This is a genomic window from Micromonospora sp. WMMD723 (assembly GCF_049863385.1).
GTDB lineage: Bacteria > Actinomycetota > Actinomycetes > Mycobacteriales > Micromonosporaceae > Micromonospora > Micromonospora wenchangensis.
The window spans coordinates 3,007,062-3,028,328 of record NZ_JBMKNR010000001.1; the positions used below are offsets into that span (position 1 = coordinate 3,007,062).

Annotated in this window: 22 protein-coding genes and 1 pseudogene; 17 read left to right on the forward strand and 6 right to left on the reverse strand. The window is 71.7% G+C overall.

Annotated features, from left to right (window positions below; translation table 11 throughout):
• Positions 1-46: 46 nt before the first annotated feature.
• The 5 genes from ACN261_RS13740 (at position 47) to ACN261_RS13760 (ending at position 5,647) form a co-directional block, all read left to right on the forward strand.
• The gene (locus tag ACN261_RS13740) at positions 47-2,569 is read left to right on the forward strand and encodes a bifunctional FO biosynthesis protein CofGH (RefSeq protein WP_425850379.1); all 2,523 of its coding nucleotides are present in this window, start codon (positions 47-49) and stop codon (positions 2,567-2,569) included.
• A 126-nt stretch (positions 2,570-2,695) separates the two neighbouring features.
• The gene (locus ACN261_RS13745) at positions 2,696-2,974 is read left to right on the forward strand and encodes a hypothetical protein (protein ID WP_088642933.1); all 279 of its coding nucleotides are present in this window, start codon (positions 2,696-2,698) and stop codon (positions 2,972-2,974) included.
• Positions 2,975-3,149: 175 nt separating this feature from the next.
• On the forward strand, positions 3,150-4,547 hold the full coding sequence (locus tag ACN261_RS13750; protein WP_421485644.1) for a DUF4331 domain-containing protein: 1,398 nt from the start codon (positions 3,150-3,152) through the stop codon (positions 4,545-4,547).
• 73 nt (positions 4,548-4,620) lie between these two features.
• A complete protein-coding gene (locus ACN261_RS13755; protein WP_421487005.1) occupies positions 4,621-4,914 on the forward strand; it encodes a phospholipase in 294 nt (97 codons plus the stop codon).
• Between the two features lie 475 nt (positions 4,915-5,389).
• The gene (locus ACN261_RS13760; RefSeq protein ID WP_007455784.1) at positions 5,390-5,647 is read left to right on the forward strand and encodes a WhiB family transcriptional regulator; all 258 of its coding nucleotides are present in this window, start codon (positions 5,390-5,392) and stop codon (positions 5,645-5,647) included.
• Positions 5,648-5,880: 233 nt separating this feature from the next.
• Here ACN261_RS13760 and ACN261_RS13765 read toward each other — a convergent pair whose 3' ends face one another.
• On the reverse strand, positions 5,881-6,330 hold the full coding sequence (locus ACN261_RS13765; RefSeq protein WP_088642935.1) for a metallopeptidase family protein: 450 nt from the start codon (positions 6,328-6,330) through the stop codon (positions 5,881-5,883).
• A 154-nt stretch (positions 6,331-6,484) separates the two neighbouring features.
• On the opposite strand from ACN261_RS13765, the gene ACN261_RS13770 reads away from it, so the two are divergent.
• Positions 6,485-6,865: a DUF3499 domain-containing protein gene (locus tag ACN261_RS13770; RefSeq protein WP_421485646.1), complete on the forward strand. Its 381-nt coding sequence runs from the start codon at positions 6,485-6,487 to the stop codon at positions 6,863-6,865.
• A 132-nt stretch (positions 6,866-6,997) separates the two neighbouring features.
• Here the strand turns inward: ACN261_RS13770 and ACN261_RS13775 are convergent, their stop codons facing one another.
• Complete coding sequence (locus ACN261_RS13775) at positions 6,998-8,374, reverse strand: NAD(P)/FAD-dependent oxidoreductase (protein WP_425850383.1); 1,377 nt, start codon at positions 8,372-8,374, stop codon at positions 6,998-7,000.
• A gap of 29 nt (positions 8,375-8,403) precedes the next feature.
• Positions 8,404-9,750 carry an aspartate aminotransferase family protein gene (locus tag ACN261_RS13780; protein ID WP_425850384.1) on the reverse strand — a complete coding sequence of 449 codons (1,347 nt, stop codon included), beginning with the start codon at positions 9,748-9,750 and terminating at the stop codon, positions 8,404-8,406.
• Between the two features lie 571 nt (positions 9,751-10,321).
• Between ACN261_RS13780 and ACN261_RS13785 the strand changes: the two genes are divergently transcribed.
• Together ACN261_RS13785 and ACN261_RS13790 are read left to right on the forward strand one after the other, a co-directional pair.
• Positions 10,322-11,089 carry a Scr1 family TA system antitoxin-like transcriptional regulator gene (locus ACN261_RS13785; protein WP_425850386.1) on the forward strand — a complete coding sequence of 256 codons (768 nt, stop codon included), beginning with the start codon at positions 10,322-10,324 and terminating at the stop codon, positions 11,087-11,089.
• Complete coding sequence (locus ACN261_RS13790; protein ID WP_421485652.1) at positions 11,080-11,265, forward strand: DUF397 domain-containing protein; 186 nt, start codon at positions 11,080-11,082, stop codon at positions 11,263-11,265. The genes ACN261_RS13785 and ACN261_RS13790 overlap by 10 nt, the downstream gene beginning before the upstream one ends.
• A gap of 140 nt (positions 11,266-11,405) precedes the next feature.
• Here the strand turns inward: ACN261_RS13790 and ACN261_RS13795 are convergent, their stop codons facing one another.
• Positions 11,406-11,918: an Lrp/AsnC family transcriptional regulator gene (locus ACN261_RS13795; protein ID WP_421485653.1), complete on the reverse strand. Its 513-nt coding sequence runs from the start codon at positions 11,916-11,918 to the stop codon at positions 11,406-11,408.
• A 210-nt stretch (positions 11,919-12,128) separates the two neighbouring features.
• Between ACN261_RS13795 and ACN261_RS13800 the strand changes: the two genes are divergently transcribed.
• From ACN261_RS13800 to ACN261_RS13830, 7 genes and pseudogenes are all read left to right on the forward strand, one after another.
• Positions 12,129-13,313 carry a polyamine ABC transporter substrate-binding protein gene (locus ACN261_RS13800; RefSeq protein WP_425850388.1) on the forward strand — a complete coding sequence of 395 codons (1,185 nt, stop codon included), beginning with the start codon at positions 12,129-12,131 and terminating at the stop codon, positions 13,311-13,313.
• 5 nt (positions 13,314-13,318) lie between these two features.
• On the forward strand, positions 13,319-14,470 hold the full coding sequence (locus ACN261_RS13805; protein WP_421485656.1) for an ABC transporter ATP-binding protein: 1,152 nt from the start codon (positions 13,319-13,321) through the stop codon (positions 14,468-14,470).
• 5 nt (positions 14,471-14,475) lie between these two features.
• The gene (locus tag ACN261_RS13810) at positions 14,476-15,378 is read left to right on the forward strand and encodes an ABC transporter permease (protein ID WP_425853597.1); all 903 of its coding nucleotides are present in this window, start codon (positions 14,476-14,478) and stop codon (positions 15,376-15,378) included.
• Positions 15,375-16,217, forward strand: coding sequence for an ABC transporter permease (locus ACN261_RS13815; protein ID WP_363652629.1), 843 nt, complete (start codon positions 15,375-15,377; stop codon positions 16,215-16,217). Before ACN261_RS13810 ends, ACN261_RS13815 begins: the two co-directional genes overlap by 4 nt.
• A complete protein-coding gene (locus tag ACN261_RS13820; protein WP_421485659.1) occupies positions 16,214-16,417 on the forward strand; it encodes a hypothetical protein in 204 nt (67 codons plus the stop codon). Before ACN261_RS13815 ends, ACN261_RS13820 begins: the two co-directional genes overlap by 4 nt.
• Positions 16,417-17,619 carry a saccharopine dehydrogenase family protein gene (locus ACN261_RS13825; RefSeq protein WP_421485661.1) on the forward strand — a complete coding sequence of 401 codons (1,203 nt, stop codon included), beginning with the start codon at positions 16,417-16,419 and terminating at the stop codon, positions 17,617-17,619. The genes ACN261_RS13820 and ACN261_RS13825 overlap by 1 nt, the downstream gene beginning before the upstream one ends.
• 159 nt (positions 17,620-17,778) lie before the next feature.
• Positions 17,779-17,967, forward strand: a pseudogene (locus tag ACN261_RS13830) (hypothetical protein); the annotation flags it as partial.
• 44 nt (positions 17,968-18,011) lie between these two features.
• Here the strand turns inward: ACN261_RS13830 and ACN261_RS13835 are convergent.
• Positions 18,012-18,302 (reverse strand): hypothetical protein, encoded by a 291-nt coding sequence (locus ACN261_RS13835; RefSeq protein ID WP_425853676.1) that lies wholly within the window; start codon positions 18,300-18,302, stop codon positions 18,012-18,014.
• Between the two features lie 51 nt (positions 18,303-18,353).
• Here ACN261_RS13835 and ACN261_RS13840 point away from each other — a divergent pair, with 51 nt between their 5' ends.
• Together ACN261_RS13840 and ACN261_RS13845 are read left to right on the forward strand one after the other, a co-directional pair.
• Positions 18,354-18,962 (forward strand): endonuclease domain-containing protein, encoded by a 609-nt coding sequence (locus tag ACN261_RS13840; RefSeq protein ID WP_421487007.1) that lies wholly within the window; start codon positions 18,354-18,356, stop codon positions 18,960-18,962.
• A 163-nt stretch (positions 18,963-19,125) separates the two neighbouring features.
• Positions 19,126-19,839 carry a hypothetical protein gene (locus ACN261_RS13845; protein ID WP_421485663.1) on the forward strand — a complete coding sequence of 238 codons (714 nt, stop codon included), beginning with the start codon at positions 19,126-19,128 and terminating at the stop codon, positions 19,837-19,839.
• A 71-nt stretch (positions 19,840-19,910) separates the two neighbouring features.
• On the opposite strand, the gene gabT is transcribed toward ACN261_RS13845, so the two are convergent.
• On the reverse strand, positions 19,911-21,170 hold the full coding sequence (gene gabT / locus ACN261_RS13850) for a 4-aminobutyrate--2-oxoglutarate transaminase (RefSeq protein ID WP_425850393.1): 1,260 nt from the start codon (positions 21,168-21,170) through the stop codon (positions 19,911-19,913).
• Positions 21,171-21,267: the final 97 nt, after the last annotated feature.

Below are 21,267 nucleotides of genomic sequence, written 5' to 3' on the forward strand. Positions count from 1 at the left end.
CCCGCGTGCCTGCCGGATCGCCGCCGCAAGCGCCTAGGCTGGGCGGATGGTTGACCGCACCGATTCCGGCCCGACCCCGGCGGCGGTACGCCGGGCGCTGCGCCGGGCCGCCACCGGGCGGGCGCTCGACGTCGACGAGGCCACCGCGCTGCTGACCGCCCGGGGCCCCGAACTGGACGAACTGCTCCGGATCGCCGGGGAGGTCCGGGACGCCGGGCTGCGCGACGCCGGCCGGCCCGGCGTGGTGACGTACTCGAAGAAGGTCTTCATTCCGTTGACCCGGCTGTGCCGGGACCGGTGCCACTACTGCACCTTCGCCACGGTGCCGCACCGGCTTCCGGCGGCCTTCCTGGAGACCGACGAGGTGCTGGCGATCGCCCGGCAGGGTGCGGCGCTGGGCTGCAAGGAGGCCCTGTTCACCCTCGGTGACCGGCCGGAGGAACGCTGGCCGGCGGCCCGCGCCTGGCTGGACGAGCGGGGCTACGACTCCACAGTGGACTACCTGCGGGCCTGCGCGGTGGCGGTGCTGGAGGAGACCGGCCTGCTGCCGCACCTCAACCCGGGGGTGCTCTCCTGGTCGGAGCTGCAACGGCTCAAGCCGGTCGCGCCGAGCATGGGGATGATGCTGGAGACCACCGCCACCCGGCTCTGGTCGGAGCCGGGCGGCCCGCACTTCGGCTCGCCCGACAAGGAGCCGGCGGTCCGGCTACGGGTGCTCGACGATGCGGGCCGGGTGGGGGTGCCGTTCACCACCGGCATCCTGATCGGCATCGGCGAGACCCCCGCCGAGCGGGTCGACGCGCTGTTCGCGATCCGCCGCGCGCACCGGGAGTACGGCCACCTCCAGGAGGTGATCGTGCAGAACTTCCGGGCCAAGCCGGACACGGCGATGGGCGGCCTGCCCGACGCGGAGCTGCACGACCTGGCGGCCACCGTGGCGGTGGCCCGGCTGCTGCTCGGCCCGAGGGCCCGGCTCCAGGCCCCGCCCAACCTGATCGAGGACGAGTACGACCTGCTGCTGCGGGCCGGCATCGACGACTGGGGCGGGGTCTCCCCGCTCACCCCGGACCACGTCAACCCGGAACGGCCGTGGCCGCAGCTCGACGAGCTGGCCCGGCAGACCGAGAAGTCCGGCTTCACCCTGCGCGAGCGGCTGACCATCTACCCCGAGTACGTTCGGGCCGGCGACCCGTGGCTGGACCCCCGGCTGTCGCCGCACGTCGCCGCGCTGGCCGATCCGGCGACCGGGCTGGCCGTCGAGGCGGCGCGGCCGGTGGGCCGCCCGTGGCAGGAGCCGGAGGAGGTCTTCGGTGGCGGCCGGGTGGACCTGCACGCCACCATCGACTCCACCGGTCGGACCGACGACCGGCGGGGCGACTTCGACAGCGTCTACGGCGACTGGTCGCAGGTCGCCGGCAAGGTGAGCCCGGCCGCGTCGGCCGGGCCGGCGGCGGGTGCCGACGGTGACCTGCGGGCGGGGCTGCGGCTGGCGGCCGACGATCCGGCGGCGCTGTTGGCGCCCCGGCACGCCGCCGCGGCGCTGGCGCTGTTCGGCGCGGACGGCCCGGCCCTGGACGACCTGTGCCGGCTCGCCGACGACGTGCGCCGGGACACCGTCGGCGACGACGTCACCTACGTGGTCAACCGCAACATCAACTTCAGCAACGTCTGCTACGTGGGTTGCCGGTTCTGCGCGTTCGCCCAGCGGGAGCGGGACGCCGACGCGTTCCGGCTGTCGGTGGAGCAGGTGGCCGACCGGGCCGAGGAGGCGTGGGCGGCCGGTGCCGGCGAGGTCTGCCTCCAGGGTGGCATCGACCCGAAGCTGCCGGTGACCGGGTACGCCGACATCGTCCGGGCGATCAAGGCCCGGGTGCCCGGCATGCACGTGCACGCGTTCTCCCCGATGGAGATCGCCACCGCCGCCGCCAAGGCCGGCGTGCCGGTGCGGGACTGGCTGTCGATGCTGCGCGAGGCCGGCCTGGACACCATCCCGGGCACCGCCGCCGAGATCCTCGACGACGACGTGCGCTGGGTGCTCACCAAGGGCAAACTGCCGGCCGCCGCCTGGGTCGAGGTGGTCTCCACCGCGCACGAGCTGGGCATCCGCTCCAGCTCCACGATGATGTACGGCCACGTCGACCACCCCGGCCAGTGGCTGGCGCACTTCCGGGTGCTGGCCGGCGTGCAGGACCGCACCGGCGGGTTCACCGAGTTCGTGGCGCTGCCGTTCGTGCACACCAACGCCCCGATCTACCTGGCCGGCATCGCCCGGCCCGGCCCCACCTGGCGGGAGAACCGGGTCGTGCACGCGATGTCCCGGCTGCTGCTGCACGGGCGGATCGACAACATCCAGTGCTCCTGGGTGAAGCTCGGCGACGAGGGCACCGTGGCGATGTTGCAGGGTGGCTGCAACGACCTGGGCGGCACCCTGATGGAGGAGACCATCTCCCGGATGGCGGGTTCGGGCAACGGTTCGGCGCGTACCGAGGAGCAGTTGCGGGCGATCGCCGCCGCCGCCGGACGGCCGGCGCGCAGACGGACGACCGCTTACGGTCATCCGTCGCGATGACATCGAACCTTTCGCGCGTGCGGGCCGTACCAGTGTTCGTCGGCGGCGGTTGAGGCGAGGGCCGCCGCCGGCAACCTCGCGCTCCACACCGCGCGCGCTCACGCGCCGCCGGAGGAAAGGTTCCCCATGACGAGCGAAGTGCGGAAGCGTTCCTGGCCGCGACTGACCCGCCGGCAGACACTGACCGCCGCGGCGAGCGCCACGCTGGGTGCGGCGGCCCTGACGGTCACCGGTGTGTCGGTGGCGCAGAACTCCCCGGCGGCGGCCGGCGCGGACGGCCCGATCGTGGTCCACCTGCGGGACGCCAGGTCGGGGACGATGGACGTCTTCGTCGGTTCGTCCCGGATCGAGGTACGCGACCGGGGGCTGGCCGACCGGCTGCGCCGTGCCGCCGGGCGCGGCTGACCTGTCCGTCGTCCGGACGGGCCGCCCCGACCGCTGTCAGCGGGCGGCCTGACCCGTCCGCTTCCGCCGCGCGGCGTCGACCGGCCGCGTTCCTTCCCCTTCACCGCCAGGCGCAGGTGCCGCGCCCGGTCCGTCATGCCCTGATTCCTCATGATCCCGCAAAGGTTGGTCCGCCATGTCGTCCCACCGCGAAGCACCGGAAATAAGCAAGGACCCGGTCGCCGACAGTTCCGACCTGTACGCCTTCGTCAGCCCCGACCGGCCCGACTCGGTGACGTTGATCGCCAACTACGTGCCGTTGCAGCTCCCCTCGGGCGGCCCGAACTTCTTCGAGTTCGGCGACGACGTGCGGTACGAGATCCATATCGACAACGACGGTGACGGCCATCCCGACGTGACCTACCGGTTCGAATTCCGTACCGAGATCACGAACCAGAACAGTTTTCTCTACAACACCGGCCCGATCGACTCGCTGGACAGCAAGAACTGGAACCGGCGGCAGTTCTACAAGCTGACCCGGGTCACCGACGGCAAGGAGCACGTGCTCGCGCACAAGCTGCCCTGCCCGCCGTGCAACGTCGGGCCGCTCTCCATCCCCAGGTACAACGACCTGGTCCGGCAGGCGACGTTCAAGCTGTCGACGGGGGAGAAGGTGTTCGCCGGGCAGCGCGCGGACGGCTTCTTCGTCGACCTGGGCGCGATCTTCGACCTGGGCACGTTGCGCCCGTTCCAGCAGTTGCACGTGGCCGGCAAGAAGCTGTTCAAGGCCGAGGGCGAGCCGGTCAACGCGGTGGACCGGATGAACGTGCACAGCATCGCGGTGCAGGTGCCGCTGAGCAAGGTGCGCCGCCGGGCCAACCGGTACGGCGTGGGTGACCGGGCCTCGACGATCGGGGTGTGGACGACCGCCTCCCGGCAGCAGGTGCGGGTGCTCGGCGACAAGGTCGCGGCGGACGCGGCGGTCGGCCCGTGGACCCAGGTGTCCCGGCTGGGCAACCCGCTGTTCAACGAGGTCATCGTGCCGATGTCCAAGAAGGACCTGTGGAACACGCTGCCCCCGACCGAGGACAAGCGGTTCGCCCGGTTCGTCGAGCAGCCGGAGTTGGCGGCGCTGCTGCCGGTGCTCTACCCGGGGGTGTTCCCCAACCTGGACGCGCTGAACAAGTCCAAGAAGCCCCGGGCCGACCTGCTCGCCATCCTGCTGACCGGCATCCCGTCCGGGCTGATCGACGGCTTCACCAACCTCACCGGTGACGTGCAGGCCGACATGCTGCGGTTGAACACCGCGATCAAACCGAGCAGCAAGCCGAACCAGTTCGGTCTGCTCGGTGGGGACCTGGCCGGGTTCCCCAACGGCCGCCGGGTCGTCGACGACGTGGTGAGCATCGCACTGCGGGCGGTGGCCGGGGTGACCGTGCCGCTGGTGGACAAGAAGTTCAAGCCGGACGCGGCGGCCGGCGCGGTGACCCCCGGGTTGAGTGCCGCCGACGTGACCGCGCCGTTCCTGCGGGACTTCCCCTTCCTCGGTACGCCGTACGACGGGTTCAACAACCCGCCCGCGGCGGACTCCTGAGCGGACGGAGTGCGGCGTGAACGGACACCACCACCATCACCACCAGTACGGGCCGACGGAGAGCGGCACGGTGATGCTCGACGTCGGCGGGGAGATGGGTGCCCTGATCATCTACACCGGACGTGACCTGCACGGTCGGGAGATCGAGATCAGCCGGGTCGACCGGGACGGCGCGGTGCGGACGCACTCCGCCGTCCGGGAGCGGATCGTCCGGGACGGGGTGTTCCACAGTGCCGTCTACCCGGATCTGACGGCGGGTCTCTATACCGTCTGGTGGGACGAGGAGACGCCCGCCGGAACGATCTCCGTCAACGGTGGGGCGATCGCCGAATTCGTCTGGCCGAGCAGCCCACCCCGGTCGACCTGAGCGTCGCCACAGGCGTCCCGACCCGAGCGCCCCGTCCACATTGTGGACGGGGCGCTGTCGGCATTTCCGGCTGGACGGGCGGTCCGGGGCCAACCGCGTTAACCTGTCCCCCACCATGCTCATGATCTTGGCGAGACGGTCGGACGGAGTGTCCGACGGCGTTCCCGGGTGTCGTCCGGGGCGGCGACGCCACGGCAGAAATCTGGGGCAACTCGCCGGAGAGGGCGTTACTCGCCCGGGGTCTGAATCGATAGGGCAGGTTGCGAGGGCCGGGTGGTCCGGTGACCGTCCGGTGGCGTGTCGGGAGGGCGACTCCATTATCAAGTTCGGCTTGACGGCGCACGCATTACACGCGTGTAATTTCGATGGGGTTGTTCGCGCGGAACGCAACAAATAGGGACCGGACGGACAAGCACGCCTTTCGCGTGGGGGGTTGCAGCGGCGGTGACGTCGGTGCGCGACAAGGAGGCATCTGATGGACGGCCAGCTTGAGGTGGCCGACCTGCTCGGAAACGCGCCGGAGTGGCAGGAGCGGGCACTGTGCTCGCAGACCGACCCGGAAGCGTTCTTCCCCGAGAAGGGCGGCTCGACCCGCGAGGCGAAGCGGATCTGTTCGCGGTGCGAGGTCAAGACGGAATGCCTGGAATACGCGCTCGGGCACGACGAGCGGTTCGGGATCTGGGGTGGACTCTCCGAGCGGGAGCGGCGCAAGCTCAAGCGGCGGGCCGCCTGAGTCGACGGGTCGAGCCGGGGCGGTGGGGGCCGCCCGGCTCACGCCCGACGGGGTCGCGGGGGTGACCGACGTCGGGCCGGTGGCCGGCCAACGGGGAGGCCGGCCGCATCCGGGGCGACCGGCCCCGTGTCCACGGGGGAGCCAGCGGCCGGCGGGGTGGGGTCGGGGCGGTCCCGGGAGCCTGCCCGGCCCGGCCAACGACGCGTTGGCGACGGTGCGCGACAGCGGCTCGGTCAGGCCAGTTCGTCCGGATCGACCCCGAGCAGGTTCGCCACCTGCTCGATGATCACGTCATGGACCAGGTCGGCCAGGTCCTCGCGGTCCATCGCGCGGAACTCCAGCGGCCGGCGGTAGAGCACGATCCGGGGCGGCACCTCCTGCCGACCGGGCCGGCCGGGCAGCAGCCGGGCCAGCGGCACCTCGCCGTCCTCCAGCACGTCGGAGTCGTAGACGTTGAGGTCCGGGGGGACGTCCTCGACGGCGAACTCGACGCCGGCCAGCTCCGTGGCGAACCGGCGCTCCAGCGTCTCCACCGTGTCGAGCACCAGGTCGTCGAAGATCTCGGCCTTGGTCCGGGCCAACGGCACGGTCGCCGGCACCAGCCGCCCGCGCAGGCCACGTCCGTGGCGGTCGCGGTGGTTGCGCCGGCCGGAGCCGGGGCGGCGGTGTTCCGGGCTCGTCATGAGCCACAGGGTAGCCCTCGGCCCGCCCCGGCCGGTGGCGGCGCGCGTCGACGGGCGCGGCGGGAGCACCAGGTGCGAATTGTGATCACGGTGACGGGCGTGTCGCAAAGCGAACCGGTGCGCCGGACCCGGTAATGGGGATACCCTGCCGCACGTGAGGTCACCACGGCGCTGCTCCCGTAACGGCTGCCCCCGGCAAGCGGTCGCCACATTGACCTATGTCTACAACGAGTCGACGGCGGTGGTGGGCCCGCTGGCGGCATTCGCCGAGCCGCACACGTACGACCTGTGCGAGCAGCACGCGCGGAGCCTGACCGCCCCCCGGGGCTGGGACGTCGTCCGGCACGAGGGCGAGTTCGAACCGCCACCGCCCACCACCGACGACCTGGTCGCCCTGGCCGAAGCCGTCCGCGAGGCGGCCCGCCCGGTCGCCCCCCGCCCGCCCCAGGACGACCACGACCCCCACCACCCCACCCCCCAGACCCCGCCCACCGGCCGCCGGGGCCACCTGCGCGTAATCCCCCCCAACCACTAACCCCGGCTCCCTCCCTCTCTGCCCGCCTGGGTCGCCCCGGTGATCAAGAGGTTTGCGTCATGGTTGATCTTCAGACTGACGCAAACCTCTTGATCACCGAGGCGTCGGCGGCGGGTGAGCGGGCGGGTGGGGTCAGTGGCCCAGGAGGGGGGAGAGGGCGGTGGCGCGGCGGGCCGGGCGGCCGGTGCGGCGTTCGACCTCGTCGGCCGAGGACATCACCCGGAGGCCGGCGTTGATCGCCAGCCAGCGCAGCGGCTCCGGCTCCCAGCGGGGGGAACGGTGGCCCACCCACGGCAACGCCGTCAGCTCCGACGCAACGCCGCGGACCAGGTCGGCGAGGGTACGGCCGGCCAGGTTGCTCGTCCCCACCCCGTCGCCGACGTAGCCGCCGGCCCAGGCCAGCCCGGTCGACCGGTCCAGCCCGACCGAGGCGGACCAGTCCCGGGCCACCCCGAGCGGGCCGCCCCAGGCCCGCTCGACCGGCACGTCCGGCCCGAGCACCGGGAAGAGTTCCCCCAGCGTCCGACGCAGCGCGGCGAAGACCCGGGGCTCCCGGTCGTAGCCGGGGGAGACCCGGGAGCCGAAATGGTACGGGGCACCCCGCCCGCCGAAGGCGAGCCGCCCGTCGGCCGTGCGCTGGCCGTACACGATGAGGTGCCGGTAGTCGGAGAAGGTCTCCCGGTCGGCCAGCCCGATCCGCTCCCACGTGCGCCCGGGCAGCGGCGCGGTCACCACCATCAGCGAGTACACCGGGGCGACGGTGCGGCGGTGGCCGGGCAGCGCCGGGGTGTACGCCTCGGTGGCCCGCACGACCACCTCCGCCCGTACCGTGCCGTGCGGGGTGACCACCGCGCCGGGCCGGATCGCGGTCACCGGGGAACGCTCGTGCAGCCGTACCCCGAGCCGGCACACCGCGCGGGCCAGCCCCCGGACCAGCTTCGCCGGGTGCACGGCAGCACAGTGCGGGGTGTACGTTCCGCCGCGTACCCCCTCGGCGGCGCACCGGGCGGCGGCCCCGGCGGCGTCGAGCAGCACCAGGTCGTCCGGCCCGAGCCCGTGCTCCCGGGCCTCGGCCACGGCGGCCCGGGCCCGGCCGAGCTGCACGTCGGTGCGGGCCAGCAGGACCGTCCCGCCGTGCCGCCAGTCGCAGTCGATCCCCTCGGCGGCGACCACCCGGCCGACCTCGGCGACGGTGTCGTGCATGGCCCGCTGCATCGCCAGCGCCGACGCCGGGCCGTGCCGACGGACCAGGGCCGGCAGCGCGGTCGGGAACAGCGCCGAGCACCAGCCGCCGTTGCGCCCGGACGCGCCGTAGCCGGCGATCTCGGCCTCCAGCACGACGATCCGCAGCGTCGGATCGGCGCGGGCGAGGTAGTACGCCGTCCACAGTCCGGTGTAGCCGGCACCGACGACCACCACGTCGGCGTCGGTGTCCCCGGGCAACGCCGGCCGCGGGGTCAACGGGTCGTCCACCGTGGACAGCCAGTGGGACAGTTCCTGGTAGCGCATGTGCGGCTCCGGGGGAGAACGCCGGTGGTCTACAGGCGGGACCACGCCTCGGTGAGGACGGCGCGCAGGATCTGCTCCATCTCGTCGAACTGCTCCTGCCCGGCGATCAGCGGCGGGGCGAGCTGGACCACCGGGTCACCCCGGTCGTCGGCCCGGCAGTAGAGCCCGGCCGCGAACAGCGCCGAGGACAGGAAGCCGCGCAGCAGCCGCTCCGACTCGGCCTCGTCGAAGGTGGCCTTCGTCGCCTTGTCCTTGACCAGCTCGATGCCGTAGAAGTAGCCGTCGCCCCGGACGTCGCCGACGATCGGCAGGTCGGTGAGCTTCTCCAGGGTGGCCCGGAAGGCGCCCTCGTTGGCCCGGACGTGGCCGACCAGGTCCTCCCGGGCGAACACCTCCAGGTTGGCCAGGGCCACCGCGCAGGACACCGGGTGCCCGCCGAAGGTCACCCCGTGGGCGAACATGCCGGTCTCGGTGAGGAAGGGCTCCATCAGCCGGTCGCTGGCGATCATCGCGCCCAGCGGGGCGTAGCCGGAGGTGATGCCCTTGGCGGTGGTGACGATGTCGGGCTGGTAGCCGTACCGGGCGGCACCGAAGTACTCGCCGAGCCGCCCCCAGGCGCAGATCACCTCGTCGCTGACGAGCAGCACGTCGTACGCGTCGCAGATCTCGCGTACCCGCTGGAAGTAGCCGGGCGGGGGCGGGAAGCAGCCGCCGGAGTTCTGCAGCGGCTCCAGGAACACCGCCGCCACGGTGTCCGGCCCCTCCCGTTCGATGGCCCGGCGGATCTCGTCGGCGGCCCAGGCGCCGAACGCCTCGGGCGAGTCGCCGTGCTCGGGGGCCCGGTAGAAGTTGGTGTTCGGCACCTTGATCCCGCCGGGCACCAGCGGCTCGAAGTCGGTCTTGATGCCGGGCAGGCCGGTGATCGACAGCGCGCCCATCGAGGTGCCGTGGTAGGCGAGGTAGCGGCTGACCACCTTGTGCTTGGTCGGCCTGCCGGTGCGCTTGAAGTAGGCGCGGGCCAGCTTCCACGCCGCCTCGACGGCCTCCGAGCCGCCGGTGGTGAAGAAGACCCGGTTGAGGTCGCCGGGCGTCAGCGAGGCGACCTTCTCGGCCAGCTCGACGGCCTTCGGGTGGGCGTACGACCACAGCGGGAAGTACGCCAGCTCGCCGGCCTGCTTCGCGGCGGCCTCGGCCAGCTCGGTGCGCCCGTGTCCGGCGTTGACGACGAACAGCCCGGCGAGCCCGTCCAGGTAGCGGCGGCCCTGCGCGTCCCAGACGTACGCGCCCTCGCCGCGCACGATGGTCGGCACCTCCCCGGCGGCGTAGCTGGCCATCCGGGTGAAGTGCATCCAGAGGTGGTCGGTGGCGTCGGCCATGTCAGCCCCATCGGGTCTCGGGCCGGGCAGGGGTGGCACCGGCCGCTCTACCAACGGTTATCCCACAGCATCGCCGCGAAATGCAAGCCTAGTTCGCGTTGGGAACGACGGATTCAGCGTGAGTGATGGAGAAAGGCAACGGAATCCGTACGCTCTGGGGGTGGTGGCGGTCCGGCGGGATGCCTGCCCTGTCGGCCCCGCGCCGGCCGGCCTCGGCGGGGTGAGTCGCATGATCGACTCGATTGGGGCCAGCCAGCGGTATCCGGGCACGGGGAGGCCGCTATATCGGCTCCCGAGAGTGGATCAAGGATGTCGACGGGCAGCGCGCCGGGCCTCCGGGAGGCGGGACACCCCTGTTTCGGCCCGGGGGTGGGGATCCCTGGGGGAGTCGACCGGAGTGGCCCGGGGCCGGGTGTTTCCAGGTGCACTTCCGGGGCACTTCGCGGACCTTCCGGGGAGCTTGCGGACCCTTGGAGAGGTCTCTCGCCGACACGCCGTTGACCGGCGGACATCGACACGCACTGTCGTTATGGTGCGCCGGAGCGTATCGGTCGGGCGGAAGGGGCTGCCGGTGAACGAGGTGCTTCGGGTGGCGATGGCAGAGCGTGGGGAGACGGTCGAGTCGCTGGCGCATCAGGTCGGGGTGGATCCGAAGACGGCCGGGCGGTGGCTCAGCTCGGGGCGGGTGCCCCCTCCGCGTACCCGGGTGGCGGTGGCCGGGGTCCTCGGCCGGGAGTCGGCCGAACTCTGGCCCGAGCCCTACCGTCGCCGCGACCTGCCCTGGTTCCGTCCGTGGGCGGAACTGGAACAGGACGCCACCTCGATCCGTTCGTATCAGTCACTGCTCGTGCCGGGCCTGCTCCAGACCGAGGAGTACGCCCGAGCGGTGCTGGGGACCGGCGGCCTGCTCCCGCCCGACGAGGTTGCGCAACTGGTGAGCGGACGGTTGGAACGACAGGTTCTGCTCGATCGTGACCCGCCGGCCCAGTTGGTTTTCGTGATCGACGAGGCGGTGCTCCACCGACTGGTTGGCGATCGCGTGACCATGGCCGGACAGGTGGCCCACCTGGTGGCCGTCGCCGGGCGGGAGCACGTGCAGCTACGGGTGATTCCGCTCGGTGGACCCTGGCACACCGGTCTGGCCGGGCCGTTCATGCTGGCCCGGCTGCCCGACGGCAGCGAGGTGGCCTATCTGGACAATCAGCTCCGTGGCGAGATGGTGACCGAGAGCGCCGACATTGCTAGCCTGGGCAGGAGGTGGGAGAGCGTGGCCGGCGAGGCGCTGCCCGCTCGCCGATCGATCGAGCTGATCCGGGAAGCGGTGCAGAGGTGGACGTGATCGGGCCCCGCTGGCGGACCGCCAGCCGCAGCAGCAACAACGGTGGTGACTGTGTCGAAGTGGCGGACAATCTGCCGGGGCGGGTGCTGGTGCGGGACAGCAAGGACCGGGCCGGCGGCACGCTGAGCTTCGCCCCTGACGCCTGGCGCGCCTTCGTCGCCGCCACCTCCCGCTGAACGCCCGTCACCCCGGCCGGCTCCGTACGCCGCCCTCCGTCCGGTGAGCGGGCCGCATGATCGACTCAATGTCGGCCAGATAGCGGTGTCCGGGCGCGCGGATACCGCTACCTGGGCCCACGGGAGTGGATCAACCGGGCTCAGGCCGTACCCCAGCTGTAGGTCTGCTTGCGGAGCTTGAGGTAGACGAACGCCTCGGTGGCAAGCACCCCGGGCACCGACCGCAGCCGTTGCAGGATCTCCAGCAGGTGGGCGTCGTTGCGGCAGACCACCTCGGCGAGCAGGTCGAACGATCCGGCGGTGATCACCACGTAGTCGATCTCGTCGAACCCGGCCAGCCGGTCGGCGACGGCCTCCAGGTCGCCGTCGGTACGCAGGCCGATCATGGCCTGGCGGGGGAAGCCGAGCTGGAGCGGGTCGGTCACCGCGACGATCTGCATCACCCCGGCGTCGAGCAGCCGCTGCACCCGTTGGCGGACCGCCGCCTCGGAGAGCCCGACCGCCTTGCCGATCGTCGCGTACGGTCGGCGGCCGTCCTCCTGCAACTGTTCGATGATCTGCTTCGCCACGTCGTCCAACAGCGCGTGGCTGGCGCCCTCACGCACCGCGACGCGTCGCCCGCCGGGGCTGTGCTCCTGCTGCCGGATCGTCATCGTTCGCTCCCCATGTCCGTTTCCCCCGGGTCGAGCTTAGTGCCACCCGCGCATGCTGGCGTAATTCGTCGTCACAGCCTATTCCAGCAACGGAATCCCTTGTGGGGCCGGTGACCTCATGCCAGGATCAGTCGTCTCAGGCACCCGACCCTCCCGCCGGCGCCGCACCCCCGTCCCCGCCGCCGTCGGACGACCCCTAGGAGTCGTCACATGCGTACTCCCCTCCGGCCCCTCACCCGGCGTGGACTGCTCACCGGCACCCTCGGATCGGCCGCCCTGCTCGCCACGGGCGGCAGCCTCACCGGTTGCGGCACCAAGGCGGCGACCCAGACCGAAGCCGGCTGCACGAGCGACGACCTGTCCGCCACGGAGAAGACCCTCGCCTTCTCCAACTGGCCGCAGTACATGGACGTGGACGACAAGGACGCCGCCAAACGCCCCAGCCTCGACGCGTTCACCGCCGCCAGCGGCATCACGGTGACCTACACCGAGGACATCAACGACAACAACGAGTTCTTCGGCAAGGTGCAGAACCAGCTGGCCGGCTGTCAGAGCACCGGGCGGGACATCATCGTCCTGACCGACTGGATGGCCGCCCGGATGATCCGGCTCGGCTGGATCCAGAAACTCGACCCGGCCAAGCTGCCGAACGTGACGGCCAACCTGCTGCCGTCGTTGCGCGGGCGCTCCTTCGACCAGGAGAACCGGGTCGCCATCCCGTGGCAGTCCGGCCTCGCCGGGCTGGCCTACAACGGCAGCGTCACCGGGGAGATCCGCACCGTCGACGAGCTGCTCACCCGCGCCGACCTCAAGGGCAAGGTGACCGCCCTGTCGGAGATGCGGGACACCATGGGCCTGCTGCTCTCCTCCAACGGGCACGACCCGTCGAACTTCACCGCCGCCCAGTTCGACGACGCCCTCGCCAAGCTGCGTAAGGCCGTCGAGTCGAAGCACATCCGCCGGTTCACCGGCAACGACTACGCCCCCGACCTGGCCAAGGGCGACATCGCCGCGTGTATCGGCTGGTCCGGCGACGTGATCCAGCTGGCGGGCGACGATCCGAAGATCAAGTTCGTCGCGCCGGACTCGGGGGTGATGCTGTTCAGCGACAACATGCTGGTGCCCAACAAGGCCACCCACAAGGGCAACGCCGAAGAGCTGATCAACTACTACTACCAGCCGGCGGTGGCGGCGAAGCTCGCCGCGTACGTCAACTACATCTGCCCGGTCAAGGGTGCCCAGGCCGAGATGGAGAAGATCGACCCGGAGCTGGCCGCCAACCCGCTGATCTTCCCGGACGACGCCCTGCTGGCGAAGTCCAAGGTCTTCATGGCCCTGGACGAGAAACAGGAAAAGGAATACGAGTCCAAGTTCCAGCAGGTCATCGGGGCGTGAGCGGGATGGCGAACGAAGCACCCGCCGGTGACCTGCGGCTGATCGACCTGACCAAACGGTTCGGCATCTTCACCGCCGTCGACGAGCTCACCCTGACCGTCCCGCAGGGGTCCTTCTTCGCCCTGCTCGGGGCGTCCGGCTGCGGCAAGACGACCACCCTGCGGATGATCGCCGGGCTGGAGGAGCCGACCAGCGGGCAGGTGCTCCTCGGCGACCGGGACATCAGCCGGCTGCGGCCGTACAAGCGGCCGGTCAACACGGTCTTCCAGAGCTACGCGCTCTTCCCGCACCTGGACATCGCCGAGAACGTGGCCTTCGGGCTGCGGCGGCGGGGCATCCGCAAGGTCGACGACCAGGTCCGGCGGATGCTGTCGCTGGTCCAGCTCGACGGGTTCGGCAGGCGTCGCCCCGCGCAGCTCTCCGGCGGCCAGCAGCAGCGGGTCGCGCTGGCCCGAGCCCTGATCAACCACCCGCAGGTGCTGCTGCTCGACGAGCCGCTCGGCGCGCTCGACCTGAAGCTGCGCCGGCAGATGCAGATCGAGCTGAAACGCATCCAGACCGAGGTCGGCATCACCTTCGTGCACGTCACCCACGACCAGGAGGAGGCCATGACGATGGCCGACACGGTCGCGGTGATGAACGCCGGGCGGATCGAGCAGCTCGGCGCCCCGGCCGAACTCTACGAGTATCCGGCGACCGCGTTCGTGGCGAACTTCCTCGGCCAGTCCAACCTGCTCGCCGCCGAGGCCGCCGGCCCGGCCGGGCCCGAGGTGCCGGTCACCGCGCACGGCACGCGCTTCTCGGTGCCCGTCGACCGCGCCCGCACCGACCGGGGCCCGGTCTACCTGGGGGTACGTCCCGAGAAGCTGCACCTGGCCGGGGCCGCCGACGAGGTGCCCGCCGGCCACCAGCACGTGCCGGGGGTGATCACCGACGCGTCGTACGTGGGGGTGAGCACGCAGTACCTGGTGCGCACCGGGTGGGGCAGTGAACTGTCCGCGTTCGCGGCGAACAGCGGCGTCGGCCGGCAACACCCGGTCGGCGCGTCAGTGGTGGCGCACTGGGACCCCCGGCACGCCTTCCTGCTGCCCCGCGAGCCGGGCCAGGACGACCGCACCACGCCGCTGCTCGACGAGCCGGTCAAGGTCCCGTCGTGACCGCCCTGGCGCAGCTCGGCGGCGGGGTGCCCGCGTCGGGGGCGGCCCCACCGGCCCGGCCGGGCCGGCACCGGTTGCTGCCGTACCTGCTGCTGTTGCCGGGGGCGGCCTGGCTGGTGCTGTTCTTCGTCGTCCCGCTGGTGCAGCTCGCCGCCGCCAGCCTCTACGACCCGACCGGTTCGCTGTCCACCGGGTACGTGCTGACCTGGGCGTTCGGCAACTATCCGGCGGCGTTGCAGGCGTACGCGCCGCAGTTCGCCAGGTCGTTCGGCTACGCCGGGGCGGCACTGGTGCTGGCCCTGCTGCTGGGCTACCCGCTGGCCTACGCGATCGCGCAGAAGGCCGGCCGGTGGAAGAACCTGCTGCTGGTCTGCGTGGTCGCCCCGATGTTCACCAGCTTCCTGGTGCGCACCCTGGCCTGGAAGACCATCCTGTCGGACAACGGTGTGCTGGTCGGGCTGCTGCGCGACGTCCACCTGCTCGGCCCGGACGGGCGGCTGCTCGCCACCCCCGTCGCGGTGGTGCTCGGGTTGACGTACAACTTCCTGCCGTTCCTGGTGCTGCCGTTGTACGCGAGCCTGGAGCGGCTCGACCGCCGGCTGCTGGAGGCGGCCGGCGACCTGTACGCGGGCCCACTGCACGCCTTCCGCACGGTCACCCTGCCGCTGTCGATGCCCGGCCTGACCGCCGGCACGCTGCTGTTCTTCATCCCGGCCACCGGCGACTACATCAACGCCGAACTCCTCGGCACCCCCAACGAGTACATGATCGGCAACGTCATCGACTCGGCGTTCCTGGTCCGGCTGGACTACCCGCAGGGGGCCGCCCTGTCCTTCCTGCTGATGGCGGCGATCCTCGCGGTGGTCTTCGTCTACCTGCGCAGGGCCGGCACGGAGGATGTTCTATGAGGGTGTCGCGGTGGTTGGCCGACCGGTGGGTGATGATCGTCGCGCTGCTGGTGCTCGGTTACCTGTTCCTGCCGATCGCCGTGGTCGCCGGCCTCTCCCTCAACCGGCCGTCCAGCCGGCTGTCGTACGACTTCAACGAGTTCACCCTGGACAACTGGCGGCAGCCCTGCGCCACCCCTGAGATGTGCGACGCGGTGGTCCGCAGCGTGCAGATCGGTTTCCTCGCCACCGTCGGGTCCACGGTGATCGGCACGCTGATGGCGTTCGCCCTCGTCCGGCACCGGTTCCGGGGGCGCGGCGGGATCAACCTGCTGATCTTCCTGCCGATGGCGACGCCGGAGCTGGTGCTCGGCACCTCGCTGCTCGCCCTGTTCGTCTCCGCCGGGGTGCCGCAGGGCTTCTGGACCGTCGTCATCGCGCACGTGATGTTCTGCGTGTCGTTCGTGGTGGTGACGGTCAAGGCCCGGCTCGCCGGGATGGACCGGCGGCTGGAGGAGGCCGCGATGGACCTCTACGCCAGCGAGTGGCAGACGTTCCGGCGGATCACCCTGCCGTTGGTGCTGCCCGGCATCGTCGCCGCCGCCCTGCTCGCCTTCTCGCTCAGCTTCGACGACTTCATCGTGACGAACTTCAACGCCGGCACCACCGTCACCTTCCCGATGTACGTCTGGGGTGCCGCCCAGCGGGGCATCCCCCCACAGGTCAACGTGATCGGCACGGCGATGTTCGGCATCGCGCTGCTGCTCGTCGGGCTGAGCATGCTGCGCGGTCGACGGGCCCGACGGGCCGCGCTACCGGTCGCCGACGTGACCGGCCGACGGGCGACAGGACCGTCATGATCCTCCCGCATACCGGCCGGGCGCTCGTCGAGGCGACGCCCGGCCGGTATGCGCACCACCGCCCCGATCCTCCCCGTCCGGCCGCCGACATCCACCTCACCCGCTGGTCGCCGGCCCGCGCCGACGCGTACGCGCACGACGACCGGCATCAGCACTGGCTCCGTACGCTCGATCGTCTTGGTTTGGGGTTCGATTCCTGATGCGTATCCTGCTCGTCGGCGCCGGCGGGGTCGGCTCCGCCGCCGTCGCCATCGCCGCCCGCCGTTCCTTCTTCGACACCGTCGTCGTCGCCGACTACGACGCGATCCGGGCCGAGCGGGCCGTCGCCGGGCACGGCGACCGGTTCGTCGCCGCCCGGGTCGACGCCGCCTCGGCGGACGCGGTCGCCGCGCTCTGCCGGGAACACCGGATCACCCACGTGCTCAACGCCGTCGACCCGCGTTTCGTCATGCCGATCTTCGACGGGGCGTTCGCCGCCGGGGCGGACTACCTGGACATGGCGATGTCGCTGTCCCACCCGCACCCGGCCCGACCGTACGCCGAGACCGGGGTGAAGCTCGGTGACGCGCAGTTCGCCGCCGCCGCGACCTGGGCGGACGCCGGTCGGCTGGCGCTGTGCGGGATCGGCATCGAACCGGGCCTGTCCGACGTGTTCGCCAGGTACGCCGCCGACGAACTGTTCACCGACATCGACGAGATCGGCATCCGGGACGGCGCGAACCTCACCGTCGACGGCTACGACTTCGCCCCGTCGTTCTCCATCTGGACCACCATCGAGGAATGCCTCAACCCGCCGGTGATCTGGGAACGGGACCGGGGCTGGTTCACCACCGAACCGTTCAGCGAACCGGAGGTCTTCGACTTCCCGGCCGGCATCGGTCCCGTCGAGTGCGTCAACGTCGAACACGAGGAGGTGCTGCTGATCCCGCGCTGGGTCAGGGCGCGGCGGGTCACCTTCAAGTACGGCCTCGGCAACGAGTTCATCGAGGTGCTCCGGGCCCTGCACAAGGTCGGCCTCGACTCGACCACCCCGGTGTCGGTGCGCGGTGTGCAGGTCTCGCCCCGCGACGTGGTCGCCGCCAGCCTGCCCGACCCGGCCACCCTCGGTGACCGGATGCGCGGCAAGACCTGCGCCGGCACGTACGTCACCGGCACCGGCGTCGACGGCCGACCCCGGAAGGTCTACCTCTACCACGTGGTCGACAACGAGTGGTCCATGCGGGAGTACGGCCACCAGGCGGTGGTCTGGCAGACCGCGGTCAACCCGGTGGTGGCACTGGAACTGCTCGCCACCGGCGGCTGGTCCGGGGTCGGGGTGCTCGGCCCGGAGGCGCTGCCACCCCGCCCCTTCCTCGACCTGCTCACCGCCTACGGCTCCCCGTGGGCAATAGAAGAACGCTGACCCCCGACTGGCCCGGGGTTTGCGCCCCCACCCCGCCCGGGCTTCGCGCCCCTCGCCCTGCCCATCGATCATGGAGTTGTGGTGGGCGATTAGTGGGGTTGCATCACTTTCATGCAGCACCACAACTCCATGATCGACAGGGTTGGGGGGTGGTGCGGGATGGGTCGGGCGAGTGGGTGGGGTGGGGGGTTGTGGATAAGGGGGTGGTGGGGGTGTGGGTGGGGTGGGGGGTTGTCCACAGGGGGTGGTGGGGAGGTGGGGTGGTGGGCAGGGTTGGTGGGTGTGGCGGGGCGGCTGATTCGGTACTCGGAGTTGTTGTCGGCTGGATGGAGTCGGGAGGGGGTTCGGCGGGCGGTCGGGGCGGGGGAGTTGCGCCGATGGTCGCGGGGTGTCTACGGGCCGGGGGAGACCGGTGGGCCGAGCCAGGTCGGCGGGGTGGGGGTGGGTTGGCCGAGCCGGGTCGGCGGGGTGGGGGTGGGTTGGCCGAGCCGGGTCGGTGGGTGGGGGAGATCGGCGGGCCAGGCCAGGTCGGTGGGGTGGGAGAGGGCGGTGGGTGGGGGAGGGGTCGGGAGACAGGGCGGGGGTGGCCTCCGAGGGGTGTGGGTGGGGTGGTGGGTGAGCGGGGCGTGCGGTGGCAGGCGCTCCTGAGTCGACTTCCGGAGGGGGCGGTCGTCGGCTTCCATTCGGCTGCTCACCTGCACGGGTTCGGGACCGTACCCAGCGACGATCTCCATGTGATCGTGCCCGCCGGTGGGCGGGTGCCGCGGATCCGGGGCGTCGTGGTGCATCAGGCGGTGCTTGCCGTACCCGAGCCGGTCCTGGTGGCCGGCCTGCCGTGCGCGCCTGCGGACCGGTGCGCGGTGGACCTGGCCCGGACGGTCGCCCGGTTGGACGCGCTGCCCCTTCTCGACCTGTGCCTGCGGGTGGGAGCCTGCCGCCCCGCGGGGTTGACTGCCGAGCTTGCCCGACACGCGCGGTTGCGGGGCGTCGACCAGGCGCGGCAACTGGTGCGGCTCGCCGACCCCCGGTCGGAGTGCCGGCAGGAGAGCCAGCTCCGGCTCGTCCTGATCGACGGTGGGCTGCCGGCACCGGAGCCGCAGATCTGGGTGTCGGATGACGAGGGCTTCCGGCGCTACCGACTGGACCTCGGCTACCGACGGTCCCGGGTCGGCATCGAGTACGACGGCCTGTCCCATCTCGACCGCGACCGTCTCCACCACGACCGCGCCCGGATGAACTGGCTGGCGGCCCACGGCTGGCGCATGCGCCACTTCACCGCCCGGGACCTCTACCGCCGCCCCTCCCTGATCACCACCCAGATAGCCCACCTCCTCCACCCCTGACCCGCACCGCCCAGCCGATCATGGAGTTGTGGCGGGCGGAAATCGGTATCAAAGGGTGGGAAAGGCCACCACAACTCCTTGATCGACAGCGGAAGTGCGGGATGGCGGCGGGTTGGGTTGAACGGGGGGCGGGTTCGGGACGTACCAGGCGGTGCAGGCAACGGTGACGACGGGAGGCGTGGTGAAGGTGCAGCGCAAGCACGTACTGGCGGCGGGGGTGGCGGTGGTCGCCACGGCGGTGGTCGCGGTGGGGACCGGATTCGGGTTCGCCGACACCACGTCCGCCCGGCCGAGCATCTGCTCTGGCCCGGTCACCTTCTCCGCCGAGGCCGGTGCGCCTGCCGCGACGAGTGACAGGTTTCCGGTGGGGACACGGTTGCGGGTGACGAACCTGGACAACGGGAAGGTGGCGACGGTGTCGGTGAGTGGGCCGTCGGGTAGTTGCGTGCTGCTCAACGCCGCCGCGATGGAGCTGCTGCGGGAGCCGGGCAAGAACGTGATCCGGCGCAACGTGGTCGAGCGGGTCGGTGCCGACGTGCCGGCCGCCCCGGCTCCCGGTGAGACCCGGCCCGGCGCCGCCCAGCCTCCGGTGACCCAGCGCCCGACGCCACCGGCGACCGGCGTGGCGGCCCGGCCGAGCATCTGCTCCGGCCCGGTCACCTTCTCCGCCGAGGCCGGTGCGCCTGCCGCGACGAGTGACAGGTTTCCGGTGGGGACACGGTTGCGGGTGACGAACCTGGACAACGGGAAGGTGGCGACGGTGTCGGTGAGTGGGCCGTCGGGTAGTTGCGTGCTGCTCAACGCCGCCGCGATGGAGTTGCTGCGGGAGCCGGGCAAGAACGTGATCCGCCGCAACTTCGTCGAGCTGGTGCGCTGAGCGCGCCACCTGTCACCCGGCGGCGGCCGGAAGCCTGGACGTCAGCGGCCCGCACGTCAGAGGCATTGACGTCAGCCGAAGGCGGCGTCCAGGATGTCCAGCCCACGGGCCAGCTCGTCGTCGGAGATCACCAGCGGCGGCAGGAACCGCAGCACGTTGCCGTAGGTGCCGCAGGTGAGGGTGAGCAGGCCGGCGGCGTGGCAGGCCGCCGAGACGGCGCTGGCGGCGGCCGGGTCGGGAACCAGGCCGCCCGGCCGGACCAGCTCCACGGCCAGCATCGCGCCCCGGCCGCGTACCTCGGCTATCCGGGGGTCACGGGCGGCGACGGCCCGCAGCCGTTCGGCCAGCACCGACCCGATCCGCCGTGCGGCGGCGGCCAGGTCCAGCTCCCGCATCGTGGCGATGCTGGCCAGGGCCGCCGCGCAGGCGATCGGGTTGCCACCATAGGTGCCGCCGAGGCCGCCGACGTGCACCGCGTCCATCAGCTCCGCCCGGCCGGTCACCGCCGCCAGCGGCAACCCACCGGCGATGCCCTTGGCCAGGGTGACCAGATCCGGCACCACGCCCTCGTGGTCGCAGGCGAACCAGTCGCCGGTGCGGCAGAAGCCGGTCTGGATCTCGTCGGCGACGAGGACCGCCCCGGCCGCCGTCGCCCACTCCCGCAACGCCGGCAGGAAACCCGTCGCCGGTACGACGAAACCGCCCTCGCCCTGGATCGGCTCGATCAGCAGCGCGGCCACGTTCTCCGCCCCGACCTGCTTGTCCACCAGATCCAGCGCCCGCGCCGCCGCCTGCGTCCCGGACAGCCCGCCGTCGCGCAACGGGTACGACATCGGCACCCGGTGGATCTCCCCGGCGAACGGCCCGAACCGGTGCTTGTACGGCATGTTCTTCGCGGTCAACGCCATGGTCAGGTTGGTCCGGCCGTGGTAGGCGTGCTCGAAGACCACCACCGCCTGCCGTCCGGTGGCGTGCCGGGCGATCTTCACGGCGTTCTCCACCGCCTCGGCACCCGAGTTGAACAGCGCCGAGCGCTTCGCGAAGGTACCCGGGGTCAGCGCGTTGAGCTGCTCGCAGACCGCCACGTACGACTCGTACGGCGCGACCATGAAGCAGGTGTGGGTGAACCGTTCGACCTGGGCCCGTACCGCCTCCACCACGCGCGGGGCGGCATTGCCGACGCTGGTGACCGCGATGCCGGCGGCGAAGTCGATCCACTCCCGCCCCTCGACGTCGACGATCGTGCCGCCGCTGGCGGTGTCCACGTACGAGTCGATCACGCTGCCGACGCCCCGGGCCACGGCGGCACCCCGCCGCCGGTGCAGCTCCACACTGGAAACCGCTCGGCTGTCTTCTGTTCGCGACTGCGGGGCTCGTAAACCCGGCTCACTCCTCGCGCTCACGGGGCTGTCTTCTGTTCGCGACTGC

Bases quoted from the DNA above. Each gene is read 5' to 3' on its own strand.
- ACN261_RS13740 (WP_425850379.1), top strand. From the start codon at position 47: ATGGTTGACCGCACCGATTCCGGCCCGACCCCGGCGGCGGTACGCCGG.
- ACN261_RS13745 (WP_088642933.1), top strand. From the start codon at position 2,696: ATGACGAGCGAAGTGCGGAAGCGTTCCTGGCCGCGACTGACCCGCCGG.
- ACN261_RS13750 (WP_421485644.1), top strand. From the start codon at position 3,150: ATGTCGTCCCACCGCGAAGCACCGGAAATAAGCAAGGACCCGGTCGCC.
- ACN261_RS13755 (WP_421487005.1), top strand. From the start codon at position 4,621: ATGCTCGACGTCGGCGGGGAGATGGGTGCCCTGATCATCTACACCGGA.
- ACN261_RS13760 (WP_007455784.1), top strand. From the start codon at position 5,390: ATGGACGGCCAGCTTGAGGTGGCCGACCTGCTCGGAAACGCGCCGGAG.
- ACN261_RS13765 (WP_088642935.1), bottom strand. From the start codon at position 6,330: ATGACGAGCCCGGAACACCGCCGCCCCGGCTCCGGCCGGCGCAACCAC.
- ACN261_RS13775 (WP_425850383.1), bottom strand. From the start codon at position 8,374: ATGCGCTACCAGGAACTGTCCCACTGGCTGTCCACGGTGGACGACCCG.
- ACN261_RS13780 (WP_425850384.1), bottom strand. From the start codon at position 9,750: ATGGCCGACGCCACCGACCACCTCTGGATGCACTTCACCCGGATGGCC.
- ACN261_RS13795 (WP_421485653.1), bottom strand. From the start codon at position 11,918: ATGACGATCCGGCAGCAGGAGCACAGCCCCGGCGGGCGACGCGTCGCG.
- ACN261_RS13800 (WP_425850388.1), top strand. From the start codon at position 12,129: ATGCGTACTCCCCTCCGGCCCCTCACCCGGCGTGGACTGCTCACCGGC.
- ACN261_RS13805 (WP_421485656.1), top strand. From the start codon at position 13,319: ATGGCGAACGAAGCACCCGCCGGTGACCTGCGGCTGATCGACCTGACC.
- ACN261_RS13815 (WP_363652629.1), top strand. From the start codon at position 15,375: ATGAGGGTGTCGCGGTGGTTGGCCGACCGGTGGGTGATGATCGTCGCG.
- ACN261_RS13820 (WP_421485659.1), top strand. From the start codon at position 16,214: ATGATCCTCCCGCATACCGGCCGGGCGCTCGTCGAGGCGACGCCCGGC.
- ACN261_RS13825 (WP_421485661.1), top strand. From the start codon at position 16,417: ATGCGTATCCTGCTCGTCGGCGCCGGCGGGGTCGGCTCCGCCGCCGTC.
- ACN261_RS13835 (WP_425853676.1), bottom strand. From the start codon at position 18,302: ATGGAAGCCGACGACCGCCCCCTCCGGAAGTCGACTCAGGAGCGCCTG.